This window comes from Nonomuraea sp. NPDC050394 (genome assembly GCF_044459065.1).
Classification (GTDB): domain Bacteria; phylum Actinomycetota; class Actinomycetes; order Streptosporangiales; family Streptosporangiaceae; genus Nonomuraea.
The window spans coordinates 128,945-147,996 of the sequence record NZ_JBITIO010000006.1 but is presented as its reverse complement, the minus strand read 5'-3'; the positions used below and the strand labels follow the sequence as shown (position 1 = coordinate 147,996).

Annotated in this window: 20 protein-coding genes; 15 read left to right on the top strand and 5 right to left on the bottom strand. The window is 72.9% G+C overall.

What is annotated here, in order from left to right:
- Window positions 1–35: 35 nt before the first annotated feature.
- Both ACIBKY_RS24540 and ACIBKY_RS24535 read right to left on the bottom strand, forming a co-directional pair.
- Window positions 36–1,469 carry an LCP family protein gene (locus tag ACIBKY_RS24540; RefSeq protein WP_397099714.1) on the bottom strand — a complete coding sequence of 478 codons (1,434 nt, stop codon included), beginning with the start codon at window positions 1,467–1,469 and terminating at the stop codon, window positions 36–38.
- Between the two features lie 81 nt (window positions 1,470–1,550).
- Window positions 1,551–2,597, bottom strand: coding sequence for a LacI family DNA-binding transcriptional regulator (locus tag ACIBKY_RS24535; protein ID WP_397099712.1), 1,047 nt, complete (start codon window positions 2,595–2,597; stop codon window positions 1,551–1,553).
- 82 nt (window positions 2,598–2,679) lie between these two features.
- On the opposite strand from ACIBKY_RS24535, the gene ACIBKY_RS24530 reads away from it, so the two are divergent.
- From ACIBKY_RS24530 to ACIBKY_RS24475, 12 genes are all read left to right on the top strand, one after another.
- Entirely contained in the window at window positions 2,680–3,549 is an 870-nt protein-coding gene (locus ACIBKY_RS24530) for a serine hydrolase (protein WP_397099710.1), read from the top strand.
- 10 nt (window positions 3,550–3,559) lie between these two features.
- The gene (locus ACIBKY_RS24525) at window positions 3,560–5,092 is read left to right on the top strand and encodes an ABC transporter substrate-binding protein (RefSeq protein ID WP_397099708.1); all 1,533 of its coding nucleotides are present in this window, start codon (window positions 3,560–3,562) and stop codon (window positions 5,090–5,092) included.
- Window positions 5,093–5,098: 6 nt separating this feature from the next.
- The gene (locus ACIBKY_RS24520) at window positions 5,099–6,040 is read left to right on the top strand and encodes an ABC transporter permease (RefSeq protein ID WP_397099706.1); all 942 of its coding nucleotides are present in this window, start codon (window positions 5,099–5,101) and stop codon (window positions 6,038–6,040) included.
- Complete coding sequence (locus ACIBKY_RS24515) at window positions 6,037–6,870, top strand: ABC transporter permease (protein WP_397099704.1); 834 nt, start codon at window positions 6,037–6,039, stop codon at window positions 6,868–6,870. Before ACIBKY_RS24520 ends, ACIBKY_RS24515 begins: the two co-directional genes overlap by 4 nt.
- A complete protein-coding gene (locus ACIBKY_RS24510; RefSeq protein ID WP_397099702.1) occupies window positions 6,867–7,856 on the top strand; it encodes an ABC transporter ATP-binding protein in 990 nt (329 codons plus the stop codon). Before ACIBKY_RS24515 ends, ACIBKY_RS24510 begins: the two co-directional genes overlap by 4 nt.
- On the top strand, window positions 7,853–8,653 hold the full coding sequence (locus ACIBKY_RS24505) for an ATP-binding cassette domain-containing protein (RefSeq protein ID WP_397099700.1): 801 nt from the start codon (window positions 7,853–7,855) through the stop codon (window positions 8,651–8,653). Before ACIBKY_RS24510 ends, ACIBKY_RS24505 begins: the two co-directional genes overlap by 4 nt.
- The gene (locus tag ACIBKY_RS24500) at window positions 8,650–9,702 is read left to right on the top strand and encodes a C45 family autoproteolytic acyltransferase/hydolase (protein WP_397099698.1); all 1,053 of its coding nucleotides are present in this window, start codon (window positions 8,650–8,652) and stop codon (window positions 9,700–9,702) included. Before ACIBKY_RS24505 ends, ACIBKY_RS24500 begins: the two co-directional genes overlap by 4 nt.
- Complete coding sequence (locus ACIBKY_RS24495) at window positions 9,699–11,120, top strand: amidase (protein WP_397099696.1); 1,422 nt, start codon at window positions 9,699–9,701, stop codon at window positions 11,118–11,120. Before ACIBKY_RS24500 ends, ACIBKY_RS24495 begins: the two co-directional genes overlap by 4 nt.
- Window positions 11,102–11,971, top strand: a complete 870-nt coding sequence (locus tag ACIBKY_RS24490; RefSeq protein WP_397099694.1) for a hypothetical protein — start codon at window positions 11,102–11,104, stop codon at window positions 11,969–11,971. The genes ACIBKY_RS24495 and ACIBKY_RS24490 overlap by 19 nt, the downstream gene beginning before the upstream one ends.
- Window positions 11,956–12,339 (top strand): hypothetical protein, encoded by a 384-nt coding sequence (locus tag ACIBKY_RS24485; protein WP_397099692.1) that lies wholly within the window; start codon window positions 11,956–11,958, stop codon window positions 12,337–12,339. The genes ACIBKY_RS24490 and ACIBKY_RS24485 overlap by 16 nt, the downstream gene beginning before the upstream one ends.
- A 74-nt stretch (window positions 12,340–12,413) precedes the next feature.
- Window positions 12,414–12,974 (top strand): RNA polymerase sigma factor, encoded by a 561-nt coding sequence (locus tag ACIBKY_RS24480; protein ID WP_397099690.1) that lies wholly within the window; start codon window positions 12,414–12,416, stop codon window positions 12,972–12,974.
- Complete coding sequence (locus ACIBKY_RS24475) at window positions 12,967–13,953, top strand: CU044_5270 family protein (RefSeq protein WP_397099688.1); 987 nt, start codon at window positions 12,967–12,969, stop codon at window positions 13,951–13,953. The genes ACIBKY_RS24480 and ACIBKY_RS24475 overlap by 8 nt, the downstream gene beginning before the upstream one ends.
- Before the next feature lie 103 nt (window positions 13,954–14,056).
- Here the strand turns inward: ACIBKY_RS24475 and ACIBKY_RS24470 are convergent, their stop codons facing one another.
- Window positions 14,057–14,953, bottom strand: coding sequence for a phosphotransferase (locus ACIBKY_RS24470; RefSeq protein WP_397099686.1), 897 nt, complete (start codon window positions 14,951–14,953; stop codon window positions 14,057–14,059).
- A gap of 58 nt (window positions 14,954–15,011) precedes the next feature.
- Between ACIBKY_RS24470 and ACIBKY_RS24465 the strand changes: the two genes are divergently transcribed.
- Entirely contained in the window at window positions 15,012–15,332 is a 321-nt protein-coding gene (locus ACIBKY_RS24465; RefSeq protein ID WP_397099684.1) for an antibiotic biosynthesis monooxygenase family protein, read from the top strand.
- Window positions 15,333–15,435: 103 nt separating this feature from the next.
- Here ACIBKY_RS24465 and ACIBKY_RS24460 read toward each other — a convergent pair whose 3' ends face one another.
- Window positions 15,436–15,960, bottom strand: coding sequence for a GNAT family N-acetyltransferase (locus ACIBKY_RS24460; protein WP_397099682.1), 525 nt, complete (start codon window positions 15,958–15,960; stop codon window positions 15,436–15,438).
- Window positions 15,961–16,050: 90 nt separating this feature from the next.
- On the opposite strand from ACIBKY_RS24460, the gene ACIBKY_RS24455 reads away from it, so the two are divergent.
- Together ACIBKY_RS24455 and ACIBKY_RS24450 are read left to right on the top strand one after the other, a co-directional pair.
- A complete protein-coding gene (locus ACIBKY_RS24455) occupies window positions 16,051–16,491 on the top strand; it encodes a MarR family winged helix-turn-helix transcriptional regulator (RefSeq protein WP_397099680.1) in 441 nt (146 codons plus the stop codon).
- 182 nt (window positions 16,492–16,673) lie between these two features.
- Complete coding sequence (locus ACIBKY_RS24450; protein WP_397099678.1) at window positions 16,674–18,650, top strand: PIG-L family deacetylase; 1,977 nt, start codon at window positions 16,674–16,676, stop codon at window positions 18,648–18,650.
- On the opposite strand, the gene ACIBKY_RS24445 is transcribed toward ACIBKY_RS24450, so the two are convergent.
- Entirely contained in the window at window positions 18,622–19,011 is a 390-nt protein-coding gene (locus ACIBKY_RS24445; RefSeq protein WP_397099676.1) for a MerR family transcriptional regulator, read from the bottom strand. The two genes, ACIBKY_RS24450 and ACIBKY_RS24445, sit on opposite strands and share 29 nt — an antisense overlap.
- Window positions 19,012–19,052: the final 41 nt, after the last annotated feature.

Here is a 19,052-nt window from a genome sequence, read left to right as displayed (position 1 = left end):
CCGGGCGCGGCGACAAAATGACCCCCTCCCGAAGGTCAGGCCGCGCAGGTGGAGCCCAGCTTGGACACCCCGCCGGTCGGCTTGGGCCTCTTGGTGACACCGGCCGACGGCGACGGTGCGGGCCGGGCCGTGGTCCCGCCGGTGGTGGCCGACGGTGTGGGCCGTTTCGTGATCCCGCCGGTGGTGGCGGTCCGTACGGCCCGGCGGATGCGCGGGAAGTCCGGGTAGGCGGGGTTGTAGGCGGGAGGCACGAAGTTCATCGTCGAGACCCGCCCCGACTTGACCCGGTCGGCCAGCGGGACGAGCTCGCCCAGCAGGTCGCGGGGGATGTCGGTGACGAACGTGCTCTTGGCGGCGCGGGCCAGCGCGTTGAACTTCAGCAGCACGTTCGCGGGCTGGAGCTGGCTGAGCATCGCGTTCATGACGCACTGCTGGCGCTTCATCCGGGTGCTGTTGTCGCCTCCCGCGCAGCTGCTGCCGGGGTGGTCGCGGGCTCTGCCGTACCAGAGGGCCTGCTCGCCGTTGAGCTTGTGGGTGCCGGCCTTGACCACGCCGCCGTCGCTGCGGCCGACGCCGTAGCAGATGTCGCGCTCGACGTTGATGGTGACGCCGCCCAGCGCGTCGATCAGCCGGGCCACGCCCCACATGTTGACCATCATGTAGTAGTCGACCTTGATGCCGAGGATCTGGCCGAGCGCGCCCTTGAGCGCGTCTCCGGCGCGGGTGCGGGCGTGGCCGGCGACCTCGGGGTGGGTGTCGGCGTACGCCCACACGCCGTTGAGCAGGTCGGCGCTGCCGCGGCCCTGGCCGGGCGGCAGCCAGAAGTTCTTGGGCGGCGGGAACCGCTTGGCCATGGCGCTTCCCGGCGGGAACGGGGCGTTCTCCATCTCCCTGGGCAGCGCGAACAGGACCGAGTTGCCGGTCTTCACGTCGATGCTGACGACGTTGATGCTGTCGGTCCTGATGCCCACGCCCTGCCGGGAGGCGGCGCCGTCGCCGCCGAGCAGGGCGATGTTGAGGCGCCGGCGCCCGTCGAAGGGGTCCTTGGGGTCGATCGGCTTGGTGGCGGTCTCCTTGAACACCTCGCCGATCGCGTCGTTGGAGGTGCGCGCGGTCGCCGCCACGAAGGTGAACGGCACCGCCACCGCCACGGCCAGCACCCCGGCGACCGCCCCGGTGGCCGCCTGCGCCCTGCGCGGCAGGCTCCCCGGCCGCATCGCCACGTACGAGGCGACCACCACGGCCGACCAGGCCAGTCCCAGGACCACGCAGCCGGCGATCAGGCCGGTCAGCGTCGACGGGTCCGCCACCAGCCCCGCGAGCTGCTTTCCGTTGACCAGGACGACCGTGGCCAGCGTCGCCAGTAGCAGGACGTAAAGCGCGAGGATCACGATTCCCGTGCGCCGTCTGCCGGCGCGCAGGTGCGCGGCACCGGGCACGAGGACGGACAGCAGCGTCCAGCCGATCACTGACAGAACGCTCGACTTGCCCACGCCGCCTCGGCTTTCACGACAAAAGTACAGATGTGGGCAAATAAGGTAGCAGGGGTTTTACCCCTCACGAGACGACGGTTCCGGCTCCTCCCGCCCGAGGGTGGAGGCGCGGGGGTGCAGGCCGGCCGGGATGAGGCGGGGTCCGGCGGGCTCGCCGTCCTCGATGCGGCGGACGAGCAGGTCGACGGCCTCCCTGGCGGTACGGGCGGGGTCGAGGTCGACGGCGGTGAGCGGCGGCTCGCTGGTGCGGGCGAGGTGGCTGTCGACGCCGACCGAGACGAGCAGGTCGCCGGGCACGCGTACGCCGCGTTCGCGCGCCGCGCGCAGCAGCCCGGTCGCCAGCCATTGCGGCGGCGCGTAGACCGCGTCGGGCCGCAGGTCGAGCAGCGCGTTCGCGGCCTCGGCCGCGCTGGCGGGGAGCTTGTCGGGCTTGGCGAGCACGAGCAGCGGGTCGCGGCCGCGCGCCCGTGACCACCCGGCGTAGGCGCGTTCCGCGTCGGTGAACCACGACCACTCGATGTCGACGGAGAGCATCGCGATGCGCTCGGCCCCGGCGGCCGCGAGGTGGTCGAGCACCGCCGTGGTGCTGGCCACGCTGTCGGCCGCCACCCACCACGGGTCCTCCGGGCGGGCGATGTCCCTGCCGATGGTCACCACCGGCACGTTGAGCTGGTGGAACATGGCGACCCGAGGATCCTGCGGCACGGGGTCCACGACGATCCCGCCGTCGATGCTGAACCTGCGCAGGTCGCCGAGCTTGCGCAGCGGAGGCAGTTGCAGCAGGGCCTGGTCGCGGTCGAAGGCGGCCTCCACGCAGTTCATGGTGAGGGAGAGGTAGAAGTCCACGGCGAGGATGTGGTGGTTGTTGGTGGTGTCCACGCCGACCGGCAGCAGCAGGGCGATCGTGTCGGTGCGCCCGGAGCGCAGGCTCTTGGCGTTGCTGTTGGGCCGGTAGCCGAGCCGCTCGGCCACCTCCGCCACCTTGGCCCGCGTCGCGGCGTCGACCCTTCCCTTGTTGTTGAGCACGTGGGAAACCGTCGTCTCCGACACACCGGCCGCCTCGGCGACGTCACGGATCCTCGGGCGCGCCCTTGAGGTCTTCATGGGGCCACCTTAAGCCCTGATGCCAAATCGATTTGTCACCGGCCCTTGTGATGCCAAATCGATTTGGCCTAGAGTCCCCGTCATGCATTCGAGTAAGGCTCGGCTGGAACGAGCGGCCCGGCGCCTCGACGAGCTGTGCGAGGCCCAGGACTTCGTCACGGGCTGGTCGCTCATCGGCCTCGACCAGGGCGCGGGGTCCGCCTCACGGCACGGGTCCCGGCTGTTCCCCGCGGCCAGCACCCGCAAGGTCGCGGTCATGATGACGGTCCTGCGCGCGGTCCACCGGGGCGAGCTGGACCTGGAGGAGCGCGTCACCATCGACGGGCGCTACCGCGACCGCGTGTTCACCGGCCTCCTGCAACACCTGGACGCCGGGCTGTCCCTGTCGCTGCGCGACACGGTCACCCTCATGATCATCCTCAGCGACAACCTGTCCACCGCGCACGTCCTGGACCGGATCGGGCTCGACGCGGTCAACGAATGGTGCGAGACGGCCGGGCTCACCGCCACCCGCCACCGGCACGCGCTGATCCCCCCGCTCGCGCCCGACCATCCGGTGGAGGCGACGAACGCGACGACGCCGGACGACCAGGCACGCCTGCTGGAGCTCATCGCGCGCGGCGCCGCCGGGCAGGAGGCGGCGGCCGGGCGCCTCGGGTGCCCGCCCGGCCTGTGCGCGTTCGCGCTCGACGTGCTGCGCCGCCAGCAGTTCAGGGACGCGCTGCCGGCGCTGCTGCCGTACGGCACGCCGGTCGCGCACAAGAGCGGCGCCGGCTGGCGGGACGTGAGCGACGCCGGTGTCTTCTTCGCGGGCGGGGAGCCCCGCTACGTCCTGGCGGTCTACACCGACGAGGTTCCCGCGGTCCTGCCCGGCGGGCTGCCGGGAGTCGCGGGGGCACGGGGCCACATTGCCAATCTCAGCCGTGCGTGCTGGGAGGAGTTGCATCCGTAAGGAGGCTCAGATGTCACGTCTGACCGGCCGCGTCGCAGCGGCCTCCCTGGCCGTGCTCACCGCCTGCGCCCTCGGCGCGGGATGTGCGCGCGGCGGCGGGGAACCCGCCCGCTCCACCGCGGGCGGCGGCGGGGTCCTGCGCTTCGCCTACACCGCCTTCCCCTCCACCCTCGACCCGCACAAGGCCTCCACCGCCTGGGACGAGCTCTACCTCTTCCCGATCTACGACCGCCTGGTCACGGTCGGCCCCGACGGCCGGATCGGCCCCATGGTGGCCGAGTCCTGGAGCCGCAAGGGCAAGAAGACGACCTTCACGCTCCGCTCCGGCGCCCGCTTCCACGACGGGAGCGCCCTGGACGCCGAGGCCGTGCGGGCGAACCTGGAGCGCGCCAGGAACGCCCAGGGCTCCACGGCCAGGGCGCTGCTCAAGATGATCACCGAGGTCGAGGTCGCCGACGGCAAGGTGGTCGTCTCCTCCACCGGCGCCGAGAGCGCCCTGCTGAACGCCCTCGCCCATCGCGGCGGCGCGCTCATCAGCCCCGCCGCCTTCGACAAGCCGGACCTGGACCGGGCCCCGGTGGGCTCGGGCCCGTACCGCGTCACCGCCTACCGGCGTGACGACCGCGTGGTCTACCAGCCGTTCACCGGCTACTACGACCCCGCCGCCCAGCGCATGAAGGGCCTGGAGATGTCGTTCGTCAACGAGGACGACACCCGGCTGAACGGCGTGCGCTCCGGCCAGTACGACGCCACCCTCATCCGCCCCGAGCAGGTGGACACCGCCCGCGAGTCCGGGCTGAAGGTGAACGAGTTCCTGACCGGGCTGGTCTACCAGATCAACATCAACGCCGCCCGCTCCAAGTTCGGCGACCCCCGCGTACGGCAGGCGCTCAACCACGCCGTCGACCGCCGCACCATCGCCGAGAAGCTCCTGCTGAACTCCTGCCTGCCCACCGTGCAGCCCGCCCCCGCCGGCCACTGGGCGCACGAGGCCACCCTCGACGGCGCCTACCCCTACGACCCGGACAAGGCCAGGAAGCTGCTGGCCGAGGCGGGCCTGGCCGGCGGCTTCTCCTTCACCGCGCTGGTGTGGAACAACACCGCGTACGTGCAGGTGGGCGAGGCCGTACAGGATCAGTTCAAGCAGGTCGGCGTCGACATGAAGCTGCGGCCGATGAGCGCCGACCAGTCCATCGACCTCTACCAGAACCGCGGCGAGGCCGACGCCCTGCTCAGCCAGATCGGCGCCGCGGCACCCGACCCCGGCCTCATCACCCAGCAGGACTACCTGAAGGGCGGGCTCAACAACCCGGGCGACCTGAGCGTCGCGCGCATCGAGGAGCTCGCCGAGCGGGCGCGCGCCGCGACCGAGCCCGCCGAACGGGAGAGCGGCTACCGGGAGATCGTCAAGCTCGCGTCCGAGCACGCCTACAACGTCCCCATCTGCAATCGCAAGCTGTACTTCGCCACCAACGACAAGGTGCGCGACTTCGAGCGGCTGCTGACCGGATACGACGACATCCGCGTCGTCGGCATGGGCTGAGCCGTCATGCCCGTCTTCCTGCTCAAGCGGCTCGCCGGCGCGGCGGTGGTGCTGTTCGTGGTCTCGATCATCACCTTCGGCCTGTCGCTGCTGGTGCCCGGCGATCCGGCCATCCACATCGCCGGTGAGCACGCCACGCGCGAGGAGATCGCCGCCGTCCGCGCCGGGCTGGGGCTCGACCAGCCGGTGGCGGTGCGGTACGTGAGCTGGGCCGCGGCGGCGCTCTCCGGCGACCTCGGCACCTCGCTGTACAACTCGCAGCCCGTCACCGAGATCCTCGCCGAGCGGCTGCCGGTGACGCTGTCGCTGGCCCTCGCCGCCATGGCCGTCGCCGTGCTGATCTCCATCCCGCTGGGCACGCTGGCGGCGCTGCGGCCCGGCGGCCGGCTCGACCGCGTCATCTCCTCCGGCACCGCGCTGGCCGTGGCGACGCCGTCGTTCTGGCTGGGGCTGCTGCTGATCCTCGCCCTCGCGATCACCTATCCGCTCTTCCCCGCCACGGGCTACCGGCCGATCGGCGACGGGTTCGGCGCCTTCACCGCGCATCTGGCGCTGCCCGCGCTGACGCTGGGGCTGGCCGCCGCGGTCGAGCCGACCCGCCAGCTCCGGGCGGCGCTGGCCGACGTGCTGGAGACCGACTACGTGCGCACGGCGCGGGCCAAGGGGCTGCTCGCGGTCACCGTGCTGCGCAAGCACGCGCTACGCAACGCGGCCGTGCCGTACGTGACGGTGATCGGGCTGGAGACGGGCCAGCTGCTCGGCGGCGCGGTCGTGGTGGAGACGGTGTTCGGGCTGCCGGGCCTCGGAACGCTCGCCGAGTCCACCGTGACCCGCCAGGACCTGCCCGTGCTGCAGGGCATCGTGATCGCGAGCACGCTGGTCGTGGTCGCCGCCAACCTCGCGGTCGACCTCGCCTACCGGTGGCTCACCCCCGGGGAGGCGGCATGACCGTGTGGCGGCGCCTGTCCGGGCGCGCGGACGTCATGCTCGCCGTCGCCGTGCTGGCGGTGTTCGTGCTGGTCGCCGTGGCCGCGCCCGTCATCGCCCCCTACGATCCGGTCGACCAGGACCTTCTGCGCCGGCTGGAGGGGCCGGGCGCGGCGCACTGGCTCGGCACCGACGAGTCCGGCCGCGACGTGCTCAGCAGGCTCATGTACGGCACCCGCGTCTCGCTGGGCGCCTCCCTGCTGGCCGTCACCGTGGCCGCGGTGTGCGGGGTGCCCCTGGGGCTGCTCGCCGGCTACCTGGGAGGCGGCTTCGACCTGGTCGTCTCCCGCGTGGCCGACGCGGTGCTGTCGATCCCCGGCCTGGTGCTCGCCATCGCCATCGCCACCGCGCTCGGGCCCAGCCTCACCAACGCGATGCTGGCCGTCGGCGTGGTCTACGCGCCGGGCTTCTACCGGGTGGTCAGGGGCTCGGCGCTGGCCGTACGCGGCCAGACCTACGTCCAGGCGGCCATCGTCGGCGGATGCTCGACGCCGCGGATCATCCTGCGGCACGTCCTGCCCAACGTGAGCACGCCGCTCATCGTCAAGGTCTTCCTCACCTTCGGCTACGCCATCCTCGCCGAGGCCAGCCTGAGCTTCCTCGGTCTCGGCGTGCAGCCGCCGCTGGCCAGCTGGGGCTCGATGCTCAAGCGGGCGGTACGCCACCTGGAACAGGCGCCGCTGCTGGTCATCCTGCCCGGCGTGGTCATCCTCGTGGCGGTGCTGGCGTTCAACACAGTCGGCGACGGCCTGCGCGACGCGCTGGCCCGCCGGGATCGGGAGCACGTATGAGCACGCTGCTGGAGGTCGAGGGCCTGTCCATCGCCGCGCGCCCGGGCGGCGGGAGCGTCCCGCTGGTGCGCGAGGTGTCCTTCCGGCTGGAGGCGGGCGAGGCGGCCGGGCTCGTCGGCGAGTCGGGGTCCGGCAAGTCGATGACCGCGCTCGCGCTGCTCGGCCTGCTGCCGCGCGGCGTCACCGTCACCGCCGGCTCGGTACGCCTGGACGGGACCGACCTCCTCGCCGCCGATCCCAGGACGCTGGCCGGCATCCGCGGCCGCCGGATCGCCATGGTCTTCCAGGACCCGATGGCCAGCCTCAACCCCGCGATCCCGGTGGGCGAGCAGGTCGCCGAGGTGCTCAGACGCCATCTCGGCCTGGCGCGGAAACCGGCGGCGCGGCGGGCGGTCGAACTGCTGGGCGCGGTGGGCATCAAGGAGCCCGGCCGGCGCGCCGCGGAGTACCCGCACACCTTCAGCGGCGGCATGCGGCAGCGCGTGATGATCGCCATGGCGGTGGCCTGCGAGCCGGCCGTCCTGATCGCCGACGAGCCGACCACCGCCCTGGACGTGACCGTGCAGGCGCGCATCCTCGACCTGCTGGTCCGCATGCAGGAAGAGCTGGGCATGGCCCTGCTGCTGGTCACCCACGACCTCGGCGTGGTGGCGGGCACCTGTCACCGGCTCGCGGTGATGTACGCGGGCTGCCTGGTCGAGGAGGGCGAGGTGGGCGAGGTGTTCGACGCGCCGCGCCACCCGTACACCGCCGCGTTGCTGGCGGCCGCGCCGGAGAACGCCATGCGCGGCCGCCCGCCCGAGGCCATTCCCGGGGTGGTACCGGCGCCGGGCGCGCTCCCGTCCGGCTGCCCGTTCAGCCCGCGCTGCGCGCACACCAGGCCGGAGGTCTGCGACGGCACGCCCGTCGGGGTCCAGGTCACCGGGTCCCGGCGGGTGCGCTGCGCCCGCAGCCGGGAGCTCACGCTGACGGGGGTGCGCCCGTGAGCGCCCCGGAGCGCGTGCTGGAGGCCCGGGGGCTGGTCAAGGCGTTCGGGGGCAAGCCCGCCGTACGGGAGGTGTCGTTCGCGGTGGCGGCGGGCGAGACGCTCGCGATCGTCGGCGAGAGCGGGTCGGGCAAGTCCACCACGGCCCGCATGCTGGCCGGTCTGCTGCGGCCGGATCGCGGCCAGGTCCTGCTCGGCGGCGCCGACCTGGCCCGGCTGCGCGGGCGCGCGCTGCGGACCAGGCGCCGGGACCTGCAGATGGTCTTCCAGGACCCGCTCGGCTCGCTGAACCCGATGATGCGGGTCGGCGCGAGCATCGCCGAGCCGCTGCTCCTGCACACCGGCCTCGACGCGGCGGCCCGCCGCGAGCGGGTGGCCGGCCTGCTCGCCCAGGTGGGGCTGCGCCCCGAGCACGCCGAACGGCTGCCGCGCGAGTTCTCCGGCGGCCAGCGGCAACGGCTGGCCATCGCCCGCGCGATCGCCTGCCGCCCGCGCGCGCTGATCTGCGACGAGCCGGTCTCCGCCCTCGACGTCTCCACCCAGGCGCAGATCCTCGGCCTGCTGGCCGAGCTGCGCGCGAGCACCGGCTTCGGCTGCGTGTTCATCTCCCACGACCTCGCCGTCGTGCGGCTCATCGCCGACCGGATCGGCGTGATGTGCGGCGGGGAACTGGTCGAGCTCGGCCCGGCCGAGCAGATCTACTCCGACCCCCGCCACGACTACACCCGTGAGCTGGTCTCGGCCGTGCCCTCGTTGCACGCCAGGCGCAGCCCCGTCAGGAAGGAGGTGGGCGGGTGAGCACTCCCGTCCGGCTGATCGAGGTCGAGGTTCCCGGTGACGGCCGGGCCGCCGGCCAGGCGTACGGCGAGGCCGTACGGGATCTGGTGCGGCGCCACCACGAGATGATCGTCCGCGACCTGGACCCGGCCGCCGCCCGCGGGCACGCGCTGGCCGTGCGTGAGGTCACCGCCGCCGTCGCACCGGAGCTGGCGGCCGAGGTGGACGGCGTGGGCGAGGGCGCGGGCCTGAGCGCGGCCGACGGCTGGATCCTGCAGCTGCGTGCCGAGCTGACCGGCTGGAACACCGCGGCGCCCGAATGCAGCTCGCTGGCGCTGGTCGGCCCGTCGCGTCCCGGCGGGCCGATCGCCGCGCAGAACGCCGACCTGCCGCCGGAGACCGCTCCCCTGTTCGTCGCGCTGCGCCGCCGGCCCACCGGCGGACCGGCGCTGCTCACCGTCACCCCCGCCGGCCAGCTCGGCCACCACGGCATGAACGAGGCCGGCGTCGCCGTCTTCGGCAACTTCCTGCGCACCGCCCAGTGGGGCACCGGCGTGCCGCGCTACCTGCTCACCCGGCTGGCGCTCGGCCAGACCGACCGGCACCGCGCCGCGCGGGCGGTCACCGCCGTGCCGCGCACCGGGCCCCGCAACCTGCTCATCGCCGACGACGACGGCGCGCTGGACATCGAGACCACGCCGTCGGGCGTGGGCAGGCTCGAACCGGCGGGCGGCACGCTCCTGCACACCAATCACTTCCTCACCGAGCGCGCCGCCGAGGAGAACGCGCCGCCGTCGTGGCTGCGCAACTCCACGGCCCGGCTGGAACGGCTGCGCGCCCTGCTGGCCGAGGCCGGACCGCACGCCGGCCCCCGGGAGCTGGCAACGGTCCTCGCCGACCGCTCGGGGGCGCCGGACGCCCTGTGCCACCACGCCGCCGACGCGCCCGGCATCGACATCGCGACCGTGATCTCCACGATCGCCGAGATCCGCGCCCGGCGGCTGCACGTCTGCGCCGGGCCGCCCGACCGGGGCGCCTATGCCGTCTACGACCTGAAGGAGAACCGGTGAGCGAACTGGCCTATCTGCCGGCCACCGACGCGCTGGCGAGGTTCGCGGCCCGCGAGCTGTCGCCCGTCGAACTGCTGGAGGCCGTCCTCGCGCGGGCGGAGCGGGCGGAGCCGCGGGTGAACGCTTTCGCCGAGCGGTGGTTCGAGCGGGCCATGGAGCAGGCCAGGCAGGCCGCGGACCGCTACCTGCGCGGAACCGCCAGGCCGCTGGAAGGACTTCCCGTGGCGCTGAAGGAGGAGCAGCCCATCGCCGGGCACCCCCTGCGCGACGGCTCCATGATGCTGCGCGGCAACGTCGCCGAGGTCACCCATCCGATCGTCGAGCGCATCGTCGCCGCCGGCGGCATCGTGCACGCGCGCACCACCACGCCGGAGTTCTGCGCGGCCGGGTTCACCCACAGCGACCTGTGGGGCGTCACCCGCAACCCGTGGAGCCCGGAGCACTCCAGCGGCGGATCCTCCGGCGGCTCCGGCGCCGCGCTCGCGGCGGGCACGGCGGTGCTCGCGACCGGTTCCGACATCGGCGGCTCGATCCGCATCCCCGCCTCCTTCAACGGGGTCGTCGGGTACAAGCCGCCCTATGGGCGGGTGCCCGCGCTGCCGCCGTACAACCTCGACCACTACTGCCACGACGGGCCCATGGCCAGGACCGTCGCCGACTGCGCGCTGCTGCAGAACGTGATCGCCGGGCAGGACCCGCGCGACCACGTCTCGCTGCCCGCGCCCCCGCCGATCCCGCCCTACTCGGGATCGCTGGCGGAGCGGCGCGTGGCCGTCTGCGTCCGGCTGGGCGACTACGCCGTCGAACCGGAGGTGGTCACGGCCACCTGGGACGCCGCGCGCGCCCTTGCCGAGGCGGGCGCCGTCGTCGAGGAGGTGGAGCTGCCCTGGACGCGGGCCGAGATCATGCGGGCTGCGTGGGCCCACTACGGGGCGATCTTCGGTCCCATCGTGGCCGAGGAAGTGGCCACCCACGGTGACGGCCTCACCCGCTACGCCCGCGACTTCATGGAGCGCAGCCTGAAGGCGGCCGCCGAGACCGGCTTCTACGCCGCGCTGAAGATCGAGGCACGCGTGCACGAGGACCTGGCCGCGATCTTCCGGCGCTTCGACGCGCTCCTGTGCCCGGCCTCCGGCACGCCCGCGCTCCTGGCCGGGGAGGACTATCTCGACACGCCCCTCGTGGTCGACGGGGTCGTCCTGGACCACAACCTGGAGGCGCCGCTCACGGTCCCGTTCAACCTCGCCAGCCGGTGCCCGGTGCTCAGCGTGCCCTCCGGCCGCTCGGAACTGGGGGTGCCCACGGGGGTGCAGGTGGTCGGCCGGCCGTACGACGACGCCACGGTGTTCGAGGTCGGCGCGGCCGTGACCGCCGCCCTGCCCTGGTACGCGGACGCGGCGTGGCGGCCGCAGCTGTGACCCCGCCCCGCCGCCACGGCATCGAGCTGAGCTACTACGACCTCGGCCACACCCCCTTCTTCGCCTGCGCTGCCGACCAGCGCTTCTCCTACTGCCTGTACGTGCCCGAGGACTACGACGAGGCCGGCGAGCGGCGCTACGACCTCGTGGTCGTCGTCCACGGCACCGACCGCACCGCCGCCGAGTACCGCGACCGGTTCGCCGCGTTCTGCCGGGCGCACGGCTGCGTCGTGCTGGCGCCGCTCTTCCCCGCCGGCATCGGGCGCCGCGACGAGCTGCACGACTACAAGTTCCTGGACTACGGCGGCATCAGGTTCGACCGGGTGCTCCTGTCGATGGTGGACGAGGTGGCCGCCAAGTACCGCGTGGACGGATCCCGGATGCTGATGCACGGCTTCTCCGGCGGCGGCCAGTTCGCGCACCGCTTCTACTATCTGCACCCCCGGCGGCTGCGCGCGGTGTCGATCGGCGCGCCCGGCCTGGTCACGCTGCTCGACCCGCGGCTTCCGTGGTGGGCGGGCACGAAGGACTTCACCCGGCGTTTCGGCGCCGGGCCCGACCTGGAGGCGATGCGCGAGGTGGCCGTGCAGATGGTCATCGGCGCCGAGGACACCGACACCTGGGAGATCACCGTGACCGAACAGGACGAGCTGTGGGTGCGCGGGGCCGACGCCGCCGGGCCGACCCGGGTCGACCGGCTGAACAGCCTGCGCCGCAGCTTCGCCGGGGCGGGCATCGACGCCCGGCTCGACGTCGTGCCGGGGGCGGCCCACGACGGGTACGAGGTGCTGCCCGCCGTACAGGACTTCTTCGGTGAGACGATGGGAGACGGGCCGTGCCGTTCCTGGTGAAGCTGGGGGTTCTCGAGCTGACCGTGGGGGTCCTGACGGGCTGGTTCATGGTCTACCTCACCCGCACCCCGCGTGCCGAACGGCTGCGCCGCGGCCTGCGCGACCCCCGTCGTGTCCGGCAGGGCCACATCGAACTGCTCATGATGGGCACGATCCTCATCGCGCTCGGCGCCGCCGTCCCGGACCCGCCCGCGCCGGCCCTGGCGCTCATCGCGTTCTTCTCCTGGCTGGCCCCGCTGTCCTTCTTCCCCGCCGCCGTCCGCCCCGACCTGGCCGGCAGCCGGGGCATGCGCTGGGTGGACACCATCACCTTCGCCGGCCTGTCCGCCGGGTACGTGGTGCTCGCCGTGGCCGTCCTTCTGCGCTGAAACCTCATCCGTGAACCATTCGGGCCTCCCCCGGCAAGTACGGGTGTTCCCGAATTCGCATGGAAAGGCGCTTCATGGAGGGATCGACAGCGACCGCGGACAGCGCGGACGCGAACCTGATCAGCCGGTCGTTGCGGGAGCCGGACGCCTTCGGCGAGATCTTCGACCGGTACGCGCCCGCGCTTCACCGCTTCGCCGCGCGCAGGCTCGGTGACGAGGCGGCCGACGACGTCGTCTCGGAGACCTTTCTGAACGCCTTCCAGCACCGGCGGCGCTACAACGCCGAGTACGGCACCGCCCGCCCCTGGTTGTACGGCATCGCGACGAACGTCATCCGGCGGCGGCGCCGTACCGAGGTCTCGCATTACCAGGCGAGCCTGCGCGACGGCGCCAGGCCGCTGCCGGCCGGGCTGGTGGAGGACGGGGTCACCACCCTCGCGGTGAACCGGCCGCTGGTCTCGGCGATCGCCGGGCTGAAGGCGGGCGATCGCGACGTCCTGCTGCTGGTGGCGTGGGCGGAGTTCACCTACGAGGAGACGGCCGCCGCGCTGTCCATCCCCGTCGGAACGGTGCGTTCGCGGCTCAATCGGGCGAGAACCCAGGTGCGAGAGGCTTTGGAGGCCGGCCATGGATGAGATGACCCACGTCAAGCGGCTCTGGGCGGACAAGCCAGAACCGGACCGGCAGGACCTCGCGCCACTGCGCGCGTCCCTGCTTCAGGAGGCGCGGCGACCCCGTGGCTCGCTCTCGCGGGGGCGGGCGATGCCACGGCGGGCGTTGCCACGGCTGGCGCTGGCCGGCGTACTGGCGGCGGCGGTGACGGCGGGCCTGGTCGTGTTCCTTCCCGGCGCGGCTCCGGCCAGCGCCCAGGAGGTGCTGCGGCGGGCCGCCGAGGCCGCCGGGGAGCAGCCCGACCTCAAACCCGGGCCCGAGCAGTACGTCTACACACGATTCCAGAACCAGCAGACCCAAATCCAGAACGGCAGGGGCGAGGTGGTGCACGGAGTCGAGGAACGCTGGGAACCCGCCGTGGGCCCCAAACGGTGGCTGATGCGCGAGCGCGAGACCGGCCGCGCGGACGCACCCGGGCTGCCGCATGCCCGCTTCCCCTACGGCAACCGGCCGAACGACAGTCTCTTCGAGACCGACTGCGAGCGGGCGCCCGGCGGCGCGCTGACCTATGCCGGCATGGCCTCGGTCACCCCCGCCCAGTTGCGCGCGAGGGTCGCCGCCGGCGGCCCCGACGTCTGGAGCACGATCAGCAGGCTGATCCGCACCGCGGCGGTCCGGCCGAGCGTGACCCCGGAGCTCTACAAGATCGCCGCCGAGGTGCCCGGCATCAAGCTGATCCCCGAGACGGTGGACGCCGCCGGACGCCCCGGCATCGGGGTCGCGCGGGAGGACGGCGGCTACCGCCAGGAGATGATCTTCGACCGGGAGACCTACCGCTACCTCGGCGATCGTCTCGAGGTGCTGGACGCGAAGCGGCAGACCGGGGCCAACCCCAAGATGTGGCTGATCGCCGTCAACTCCAGCGCGCTGGTCGCCGTGGACGTGGCCGGCGGGCTCCCGCGGCTCGCGCCGGGCGCCACCACCTCCAAGATCCCCTGCTGATCGCCGGTACGGCGGAGCCGCTTCCCAGGCCATGGGCGGCTGATCGCCGGTACGGCGGGGCCGCTTCCCAGGCCATGGGCGGCTCCGCCGTACCGGATGGATCTCATGGGGCGTCGGCGAGGACGCGGCCCAGGGTGCGGCGGCCCATCTCGCTCATCCCCGGGTTGCTGTCCAGGTAGTACCAGACCAGGCCGATCGCCTGGACGAAGGCCCACGCCCTGCCCCGCGCCCACTCCAGGTCGCCGCCGCCGACCCGCTCGCGCAGCACCGCGCGCGGCCCGGACTCCAGCAGGTGCCAGGCTCCCACGAGGTCGAGGGCCGGGTCGGCCGGTCCGAAGCCGCCCACGTCGAGGACCCCGGCCAGCCGGCCGGCCGAGACGAGGATGTTGCCGGGGATCAGGTCGCCGTGGTTCATGACGTCGGCGGCCTCGCGCGGCAGGGTCCGCAGGGCGGTCCACGTGGCGCGCAGCCGGGGCACGTCCAGCAGGTGCTCGCTCTCGCGCAGGCATTTCTCCACCCACGCGTCGTGCGTCGTCAGGTCGCCGCCCCTGCCGCCGCCGGTGAACCCGCGGCCGCGCGTGTCGACGGCGCGCAGCCCGGCGATGAGCTCGGCCAGGTCGCGCGCGAACGCCTCCGACTCCCCCGGGTCCTCCTCGGTGGCCACGACGCCCGGCAGCCAGGTCTGCACCGACCACGGCAGCGGGTAGCCCTCCCCCGGCTCGCCGAGCGCGATCGGCTCCGGGGTGCGGAACCGGGTGGCGTCCAGCAGTTCGCGGGCCGCGGCCGCCTCGGCCTCCAGCCACCGCCGTGCCGCGCCGGGCTCGCGGGCCTCGAGGGGGAACCTGGCCGCGAGATCCTCGCCGATGCGGAAGATGGCGTTGACGGTGCCCTGGCCGGCGACCCGCCTGACCGGCAGGTCCTTCCACTCGGGGAACTGCCCGGCGACCAGCGCGCGGACCGTTTCGAGGGGGACTGCCAGTTCGTCGGCGTGCATCTTCATCGGAAGAGCCTACGCTGTGGCGTGATCAGGCTCTGACAAGGAAGGCCAGGTGCAACGCATGATCGCGCGAACGTGGCGAGGATGGGCCGGGCCGGCGACGGCCGACGACTACCAGCGGCACTACGCGTCGGAGGTGGCCGTGAACCTGCGCAAGATCGACGGCTTCCTCGGCGCCCGCCTGCTGCGGCAGGACGACGGGGACGAGGTGCTGTTCACCTCGATCGCGTACTTCACCGGCATGGACGAGATCCGCGCCTTCGCCGGCGAGGACCCCGGGCAGGCCGTACTCGCGGACGCGGCCCGCCGCGCCCTGACCCGGTGGGACGAGCGCGTCACCCACCACGAGGTCGCCGTGGACCTGCCGGTCCACGATTCCTGACCGTCTCCACGGTCAGGCCGACGGGGGCGGGCCGTCCAACGGCGCGCCCGTCCCCGCCAGGCCGCCTCCGCAGGCCGTCCGGTCCGTGGTGCCGGGGCGGGCGCTACCTCAGGTGACGGACGCGGACGGTGGTGCGGACGTCGTCTTCGCCGACGTACTCGGCGACCTTGGTGTAGCCGTGCTCCTCGTAGAGGCGGCCGAGTACCGGGCTCGCTGCCCAGTGGTCCAGGGCCAGGGCGGGGGCGCCGTGCGATCTGGCCAGGCGTTCGGCCTCCGCCATCAGGACCTGGCCGACGCCCCGTCCGGCGGGGCCGCGCTCGGTCATCACGGTGTGGATGAACATCGAGCCGCCGGGGACGGTGGCGGGCGGGACGCGCGGCGGGGTCACCGGGGCCGCGGCGAGCATGCCGACCTGACGGCCGTCGCGTTCGGCCAGGGTGACGACGCCGAGGCCGGTCCATTCGGCCACCCGGCCGGCGAAGCCCGGGATGCGGGTGAAGGGCACCGTTCCCCACTGTTCCGGCAGGTCCCGGGCGATGAGCCAGGCGTGGACGGAGTCCATGAGGGCCAGCAGGGCCGGCACATCACCGGACGTCGCGGGTCGCAGGTGGACGGGAAGGGTCGCCATCATGGCCTCCTGGTGGGTTAGACTCCGGTCACGCCCAATTGATTCAATAATCTAAGGATTAGATTGTCAAAGCAATCCAGGATTCAGGCCGTGGCCAGGGCCGTACAGGATCTGCAGGACGCCACGGACCTCATCGACGAACTGGCGGCCCGGCGGCTCGGCGTCAACAGGACCGACGTGCGCTGCCTGAGCCGCCTGACCGCGCGCGGCCCGCTCACGGCGAGCGAGCTGGCGGCCGGGGCGGGCCTGACCGGCGGCGCGGCCACCACCGCCATCGACCGGCTGGAGCGGGCGGGGCTGGCCGAGCGGGTACGCGACACCGCCGACCGGCGCCGCGTCCTGGTGCACCTGAGCGAACGGGGCCGGGCGGCCGTCGAGGAGGTCTGGGGGCCGATCTCCGCCGAGGCCCGGGCCGGGCTGCGCCGCTACACCGTCGCCGAACTCGAGGTGGTCGAGACGTTCCTGCGGCTCGCGCTGCTCAACCAGACCCGGCACGCCGAACGCCTGCGCAAGGACAACGCAGAGGAATGACCGGTTTCCCGCTCGACGCGGAAATAGCCCGGCGGATCACCTGTGAAGGCCACACCGGCTGACGAATCGCTTGCCGCAGGACAGAAGAACACTGACAGTGCCTTTGCGCATCAATCCCGGCCTGCCCCTCTTGTATCGATGATCCTTTCATTGATACGGAGGGGGAGGAATTGAAGAAGAGTGTGCGCCTTTTCCTGGCGAGCCTGCTGATGACCGTTATGGGCGCGGTCCTGCCGGCCGAGGCAACAATGTCCAGGCTGGTGGAGCATGTGCATTTCCTGCATTTCCTCGCACATGAGGATGACGACCTCCTCTTTCTCAATCCCGACATCCACCAGACCATTCGCGCCGGATATCCGATTGCGTCCGTTTTCCTCACCGCGGGCGAGGCGCAGGAGGGCTACGCCTACGCCGAGGGCAGGCGGGAGGGTTCGCGGGCCGCGTACGCGCGCATGGCGGGTGTGGACGCGCCGGTCTGGGACACCGAAGCCCTCCGGGTCGGCACGCAGGTCGTCGAGCACAACCACCTGCGCGGCACGGGGGTCCACCTGCTGTTCCTGCGCCTGTCCGACGGCGGGAACAAGCGCCGCCAGGACGCGCGCGGGCGCGGCGCGCTGGTCCGCCTCTGGGACGACCAGGGGAAGGCGGGCTGCCTGCCGACGTTCACCGAGCGCGGCTCGCCGTACGAACAGTGCTACACCTACGGCGGGCTCGTCGCCACGCTGCGCAGGCTCATGGAGATGTTCACCCCGCACGCGATCCGCACGCAGGACCCCCAGCCGGACCTCTACCGCACGCACGACCACCCCGACCACGTCCAGACGGCCCGCTTCACCGCCGAGGCCGCGCGCCAGCACCGTGACGCGAACCCGCGGCTGGTCGAGATCAACTTCCGCGACTACTTCATCCAGGACGTGCCGGCCAACCTGGGCCCGGCCGAACGGGACATGAAGAAGGACGTCTTCGACGCGTACGCCCCGCACGACCCGCTGGCCAGGGACTCCGACCTCAACTACCCGGCCTACGTCTGGCGGATGAACCGGATGGTCTACCGCTGGACCGGCGAGCTGCTGCGCGTGGCCACCAACGCCGACAAGCGGCTCAGCGTGCTGTCCGTGCAGGGGCGCCGCGTGGTCTCCTGGGACCAGGGCGCCGACGGCCGCTGGCGCGGGCCCAGCTCGCTCGGGTACGCCGGTTCGTGGCTCGCCCCCGGCGTCGCCGTCGAGCGCGACCGCGACGGCAGGCTGCGCGCCTTCGCCATCCGGCTGCGCGAGAACGGGCTGACCGACGCGATCGTCACGACCGAGCAGCGCACCCCCGGCGGCCCGTGGACCGGCCGGTGGACCGACCTCGGCCGCCCGCCGTACGGGGGCAACCGCACCGGTACGCCCGCGCTCGCACTGGACCGGCTGGGCCGGATCAACGTCTTCGTCCAGACCGGCACCCACCAGATCAGCTACCGGACCCACTACGGCAACGGCAGGTGGTCGCCGTGGTGGACATTGTCGGAGCGGGGCCTGCGCAGCGGCATCACCGCCATGCGCGACCGGTTCGGGCGGATCGAGCTGTTCGCCACGTTGTGCGCCCGCGCGGATCCGGCCAGGACCCGGTGCGACTCCGCGCGCATCCTGCGCTGGCGGCAGACCAAGCCCAACGGCGGTTTCCGCTCGGCCCCCATCGGCTCCACCACACCCGGCAGCCCGCCGACGCTCGTGCTCAACGCGGACGCGCGCCTGGAACTCCTCTACCGACAGGGCGACCTCGACACCGGTACGGTCACCGTCGGCGACGTCGTCAGAACCCGGCAGGAGCCGCCCTCCTACGGGTGGGCCCCGGCCTCGACCCTCCCGGCTCCCGGCGGCGTGGGAAACGTCCAGGCCGCCCGCGGGCCGAACGCCTCCGTCCCGTCCTCCCGGGTGGTGATGGCCGTCCGCAACCCGGCGATGGGCGTCTCGGTGGCCGTGCAACAGGAGGCGAACGGCGCCTACGGCCCCTGGCAGGACCTCGGCGGGAAGATCATCGGCGTGCCCGCCGTGTCCGCCGACCGCTCCGGCCGCGTCATGGTCTTCAGCCTCGGCGTCAAGGGGCAGCTGTTCGCCTGCTGGCAGGAGGAGGTGGGCGGTGCGCGGTTCACCCCGTGGCGGATCCTGGGGTGGTGAGCGCGCGCCGTTCGGTGAGGTCGAGGTAGTCGTGGAGGACCTGGCGGGTGCCGACCAGCGCGTCGATGCTCTCGTCGAGCCTGGTCAGGCGCTCGCGCAGGCCGTCCACCAGTTCGGGGCAGGGTTCGAGGTCGGGTCGCGTGCCGCTGGCGCAGGGCAGCACGTAGCCGATCTCCCGCGTCGACAGTCCGGCCGCGAGCAGCCTCCTGATCTGGGTCACGGTCAGCACGGCGGCGTCGGCGTACTCGCGGTAGCCGTTGGCGCCGCGGCCCGGCTCCAGCAGGCCCTGCGACTCGTAGTAGCGCAGCTGGTGCGTGTTGACCCCGGTCCGCCGGCTCAGCTCACCGATGTGCACGGTCACGGCTCCTTGACATTCATATCGGTGTGAACGTTGACAATCCT

What these genes read in the sequence shown, in the direction of transcription:
- ACIBKY_RS24535 (WP_397099712.1), bottom strand. Translation starts at nt 2,597, where the DNA reads ATGAAGACCTCAAGGGCGCGCCCGAGGATCCGTGACGTCGCCGAGGCG.
- ACIBKY_RS24530 (WP_397099710.1), top strand. Translation starts at nt 2,680, where the DNA reads ATGCATTCGAGTAAGGCTCGGCTGGAACGAGCGGCCCGGCGCCTCGAC.
- ACIBKY_RS24525 (WP_397099708.1), top strand. Translation starts at nt 3,560, where the DNA reads ATGTCACGTCTGACCGGCCGCGTCGCAGCGGCCTCCCTGGCCGTGCTC.
- ACIBKY_RS24520 (WP_397099706.1), top strand. Translation starts at nt 5,099, where the DNA reads ATGCCCGTCTTCCTGCTCAAGCGGCTCGCCGGCGCGGCGGTGGTGCTG.
- ACIBKY_RS24515 (WP_397099704.1), top strand. Translation starts at nt 6,037, where the DNA reads ATGACCGTGTGGCGGCGCCTGTCCGGGCGCGCGGACGTCATGCTCGCC.
- ACIBKY_RS24510 (WP_397099702.1), top strand. Translation starts at nt 6,867, where the DNA reads ATGAGCACGCTGCTGGAGGTCGAGGGCCTGTCCATCGCCGCGCGCCCG.
- ACIBKY_RS24480 (WP_397099690.1), top strand. Translation starts at nt 12,414, where the DNA reads ATGGAGGGATCGACAGCGACCGCGGACAGCGCGGACGCGAACCTGATC.
- ACIBKY_RS24475 (WP_397099688.1), top strand. Translation starts at nt 12,967, where the DNA reads ATGGATGAGATGACCCACGTCAAGCGGCTCTGGGCGGACAAGCCAGAA.
- ACIBKY_RS24470 (WP_397099686.1), bottom strand. Translation starts at nt 14,953, where the DNA reads ATGAAGATGCACGCCGACGAACTGGCAGTCCCCCTCGAAACGGTCCGC.
- ACIBKY_RS24465 (WP_397099684.1), top strand. Translation starts at nt 15,012, where the DNA reads ATGATCGCGCGAACGTGGCGAGGATGGGCCGGGCCGGCGACGGCCGAC.
- ACIBKY_RS24460 (WP_397099682.1), bottom strand. Translation starts at nt 15,960, where the DNA reads ATGGCGACCCTTCCCGTCCACCTGCGACCCGCGACGTCCGGTGATGTG.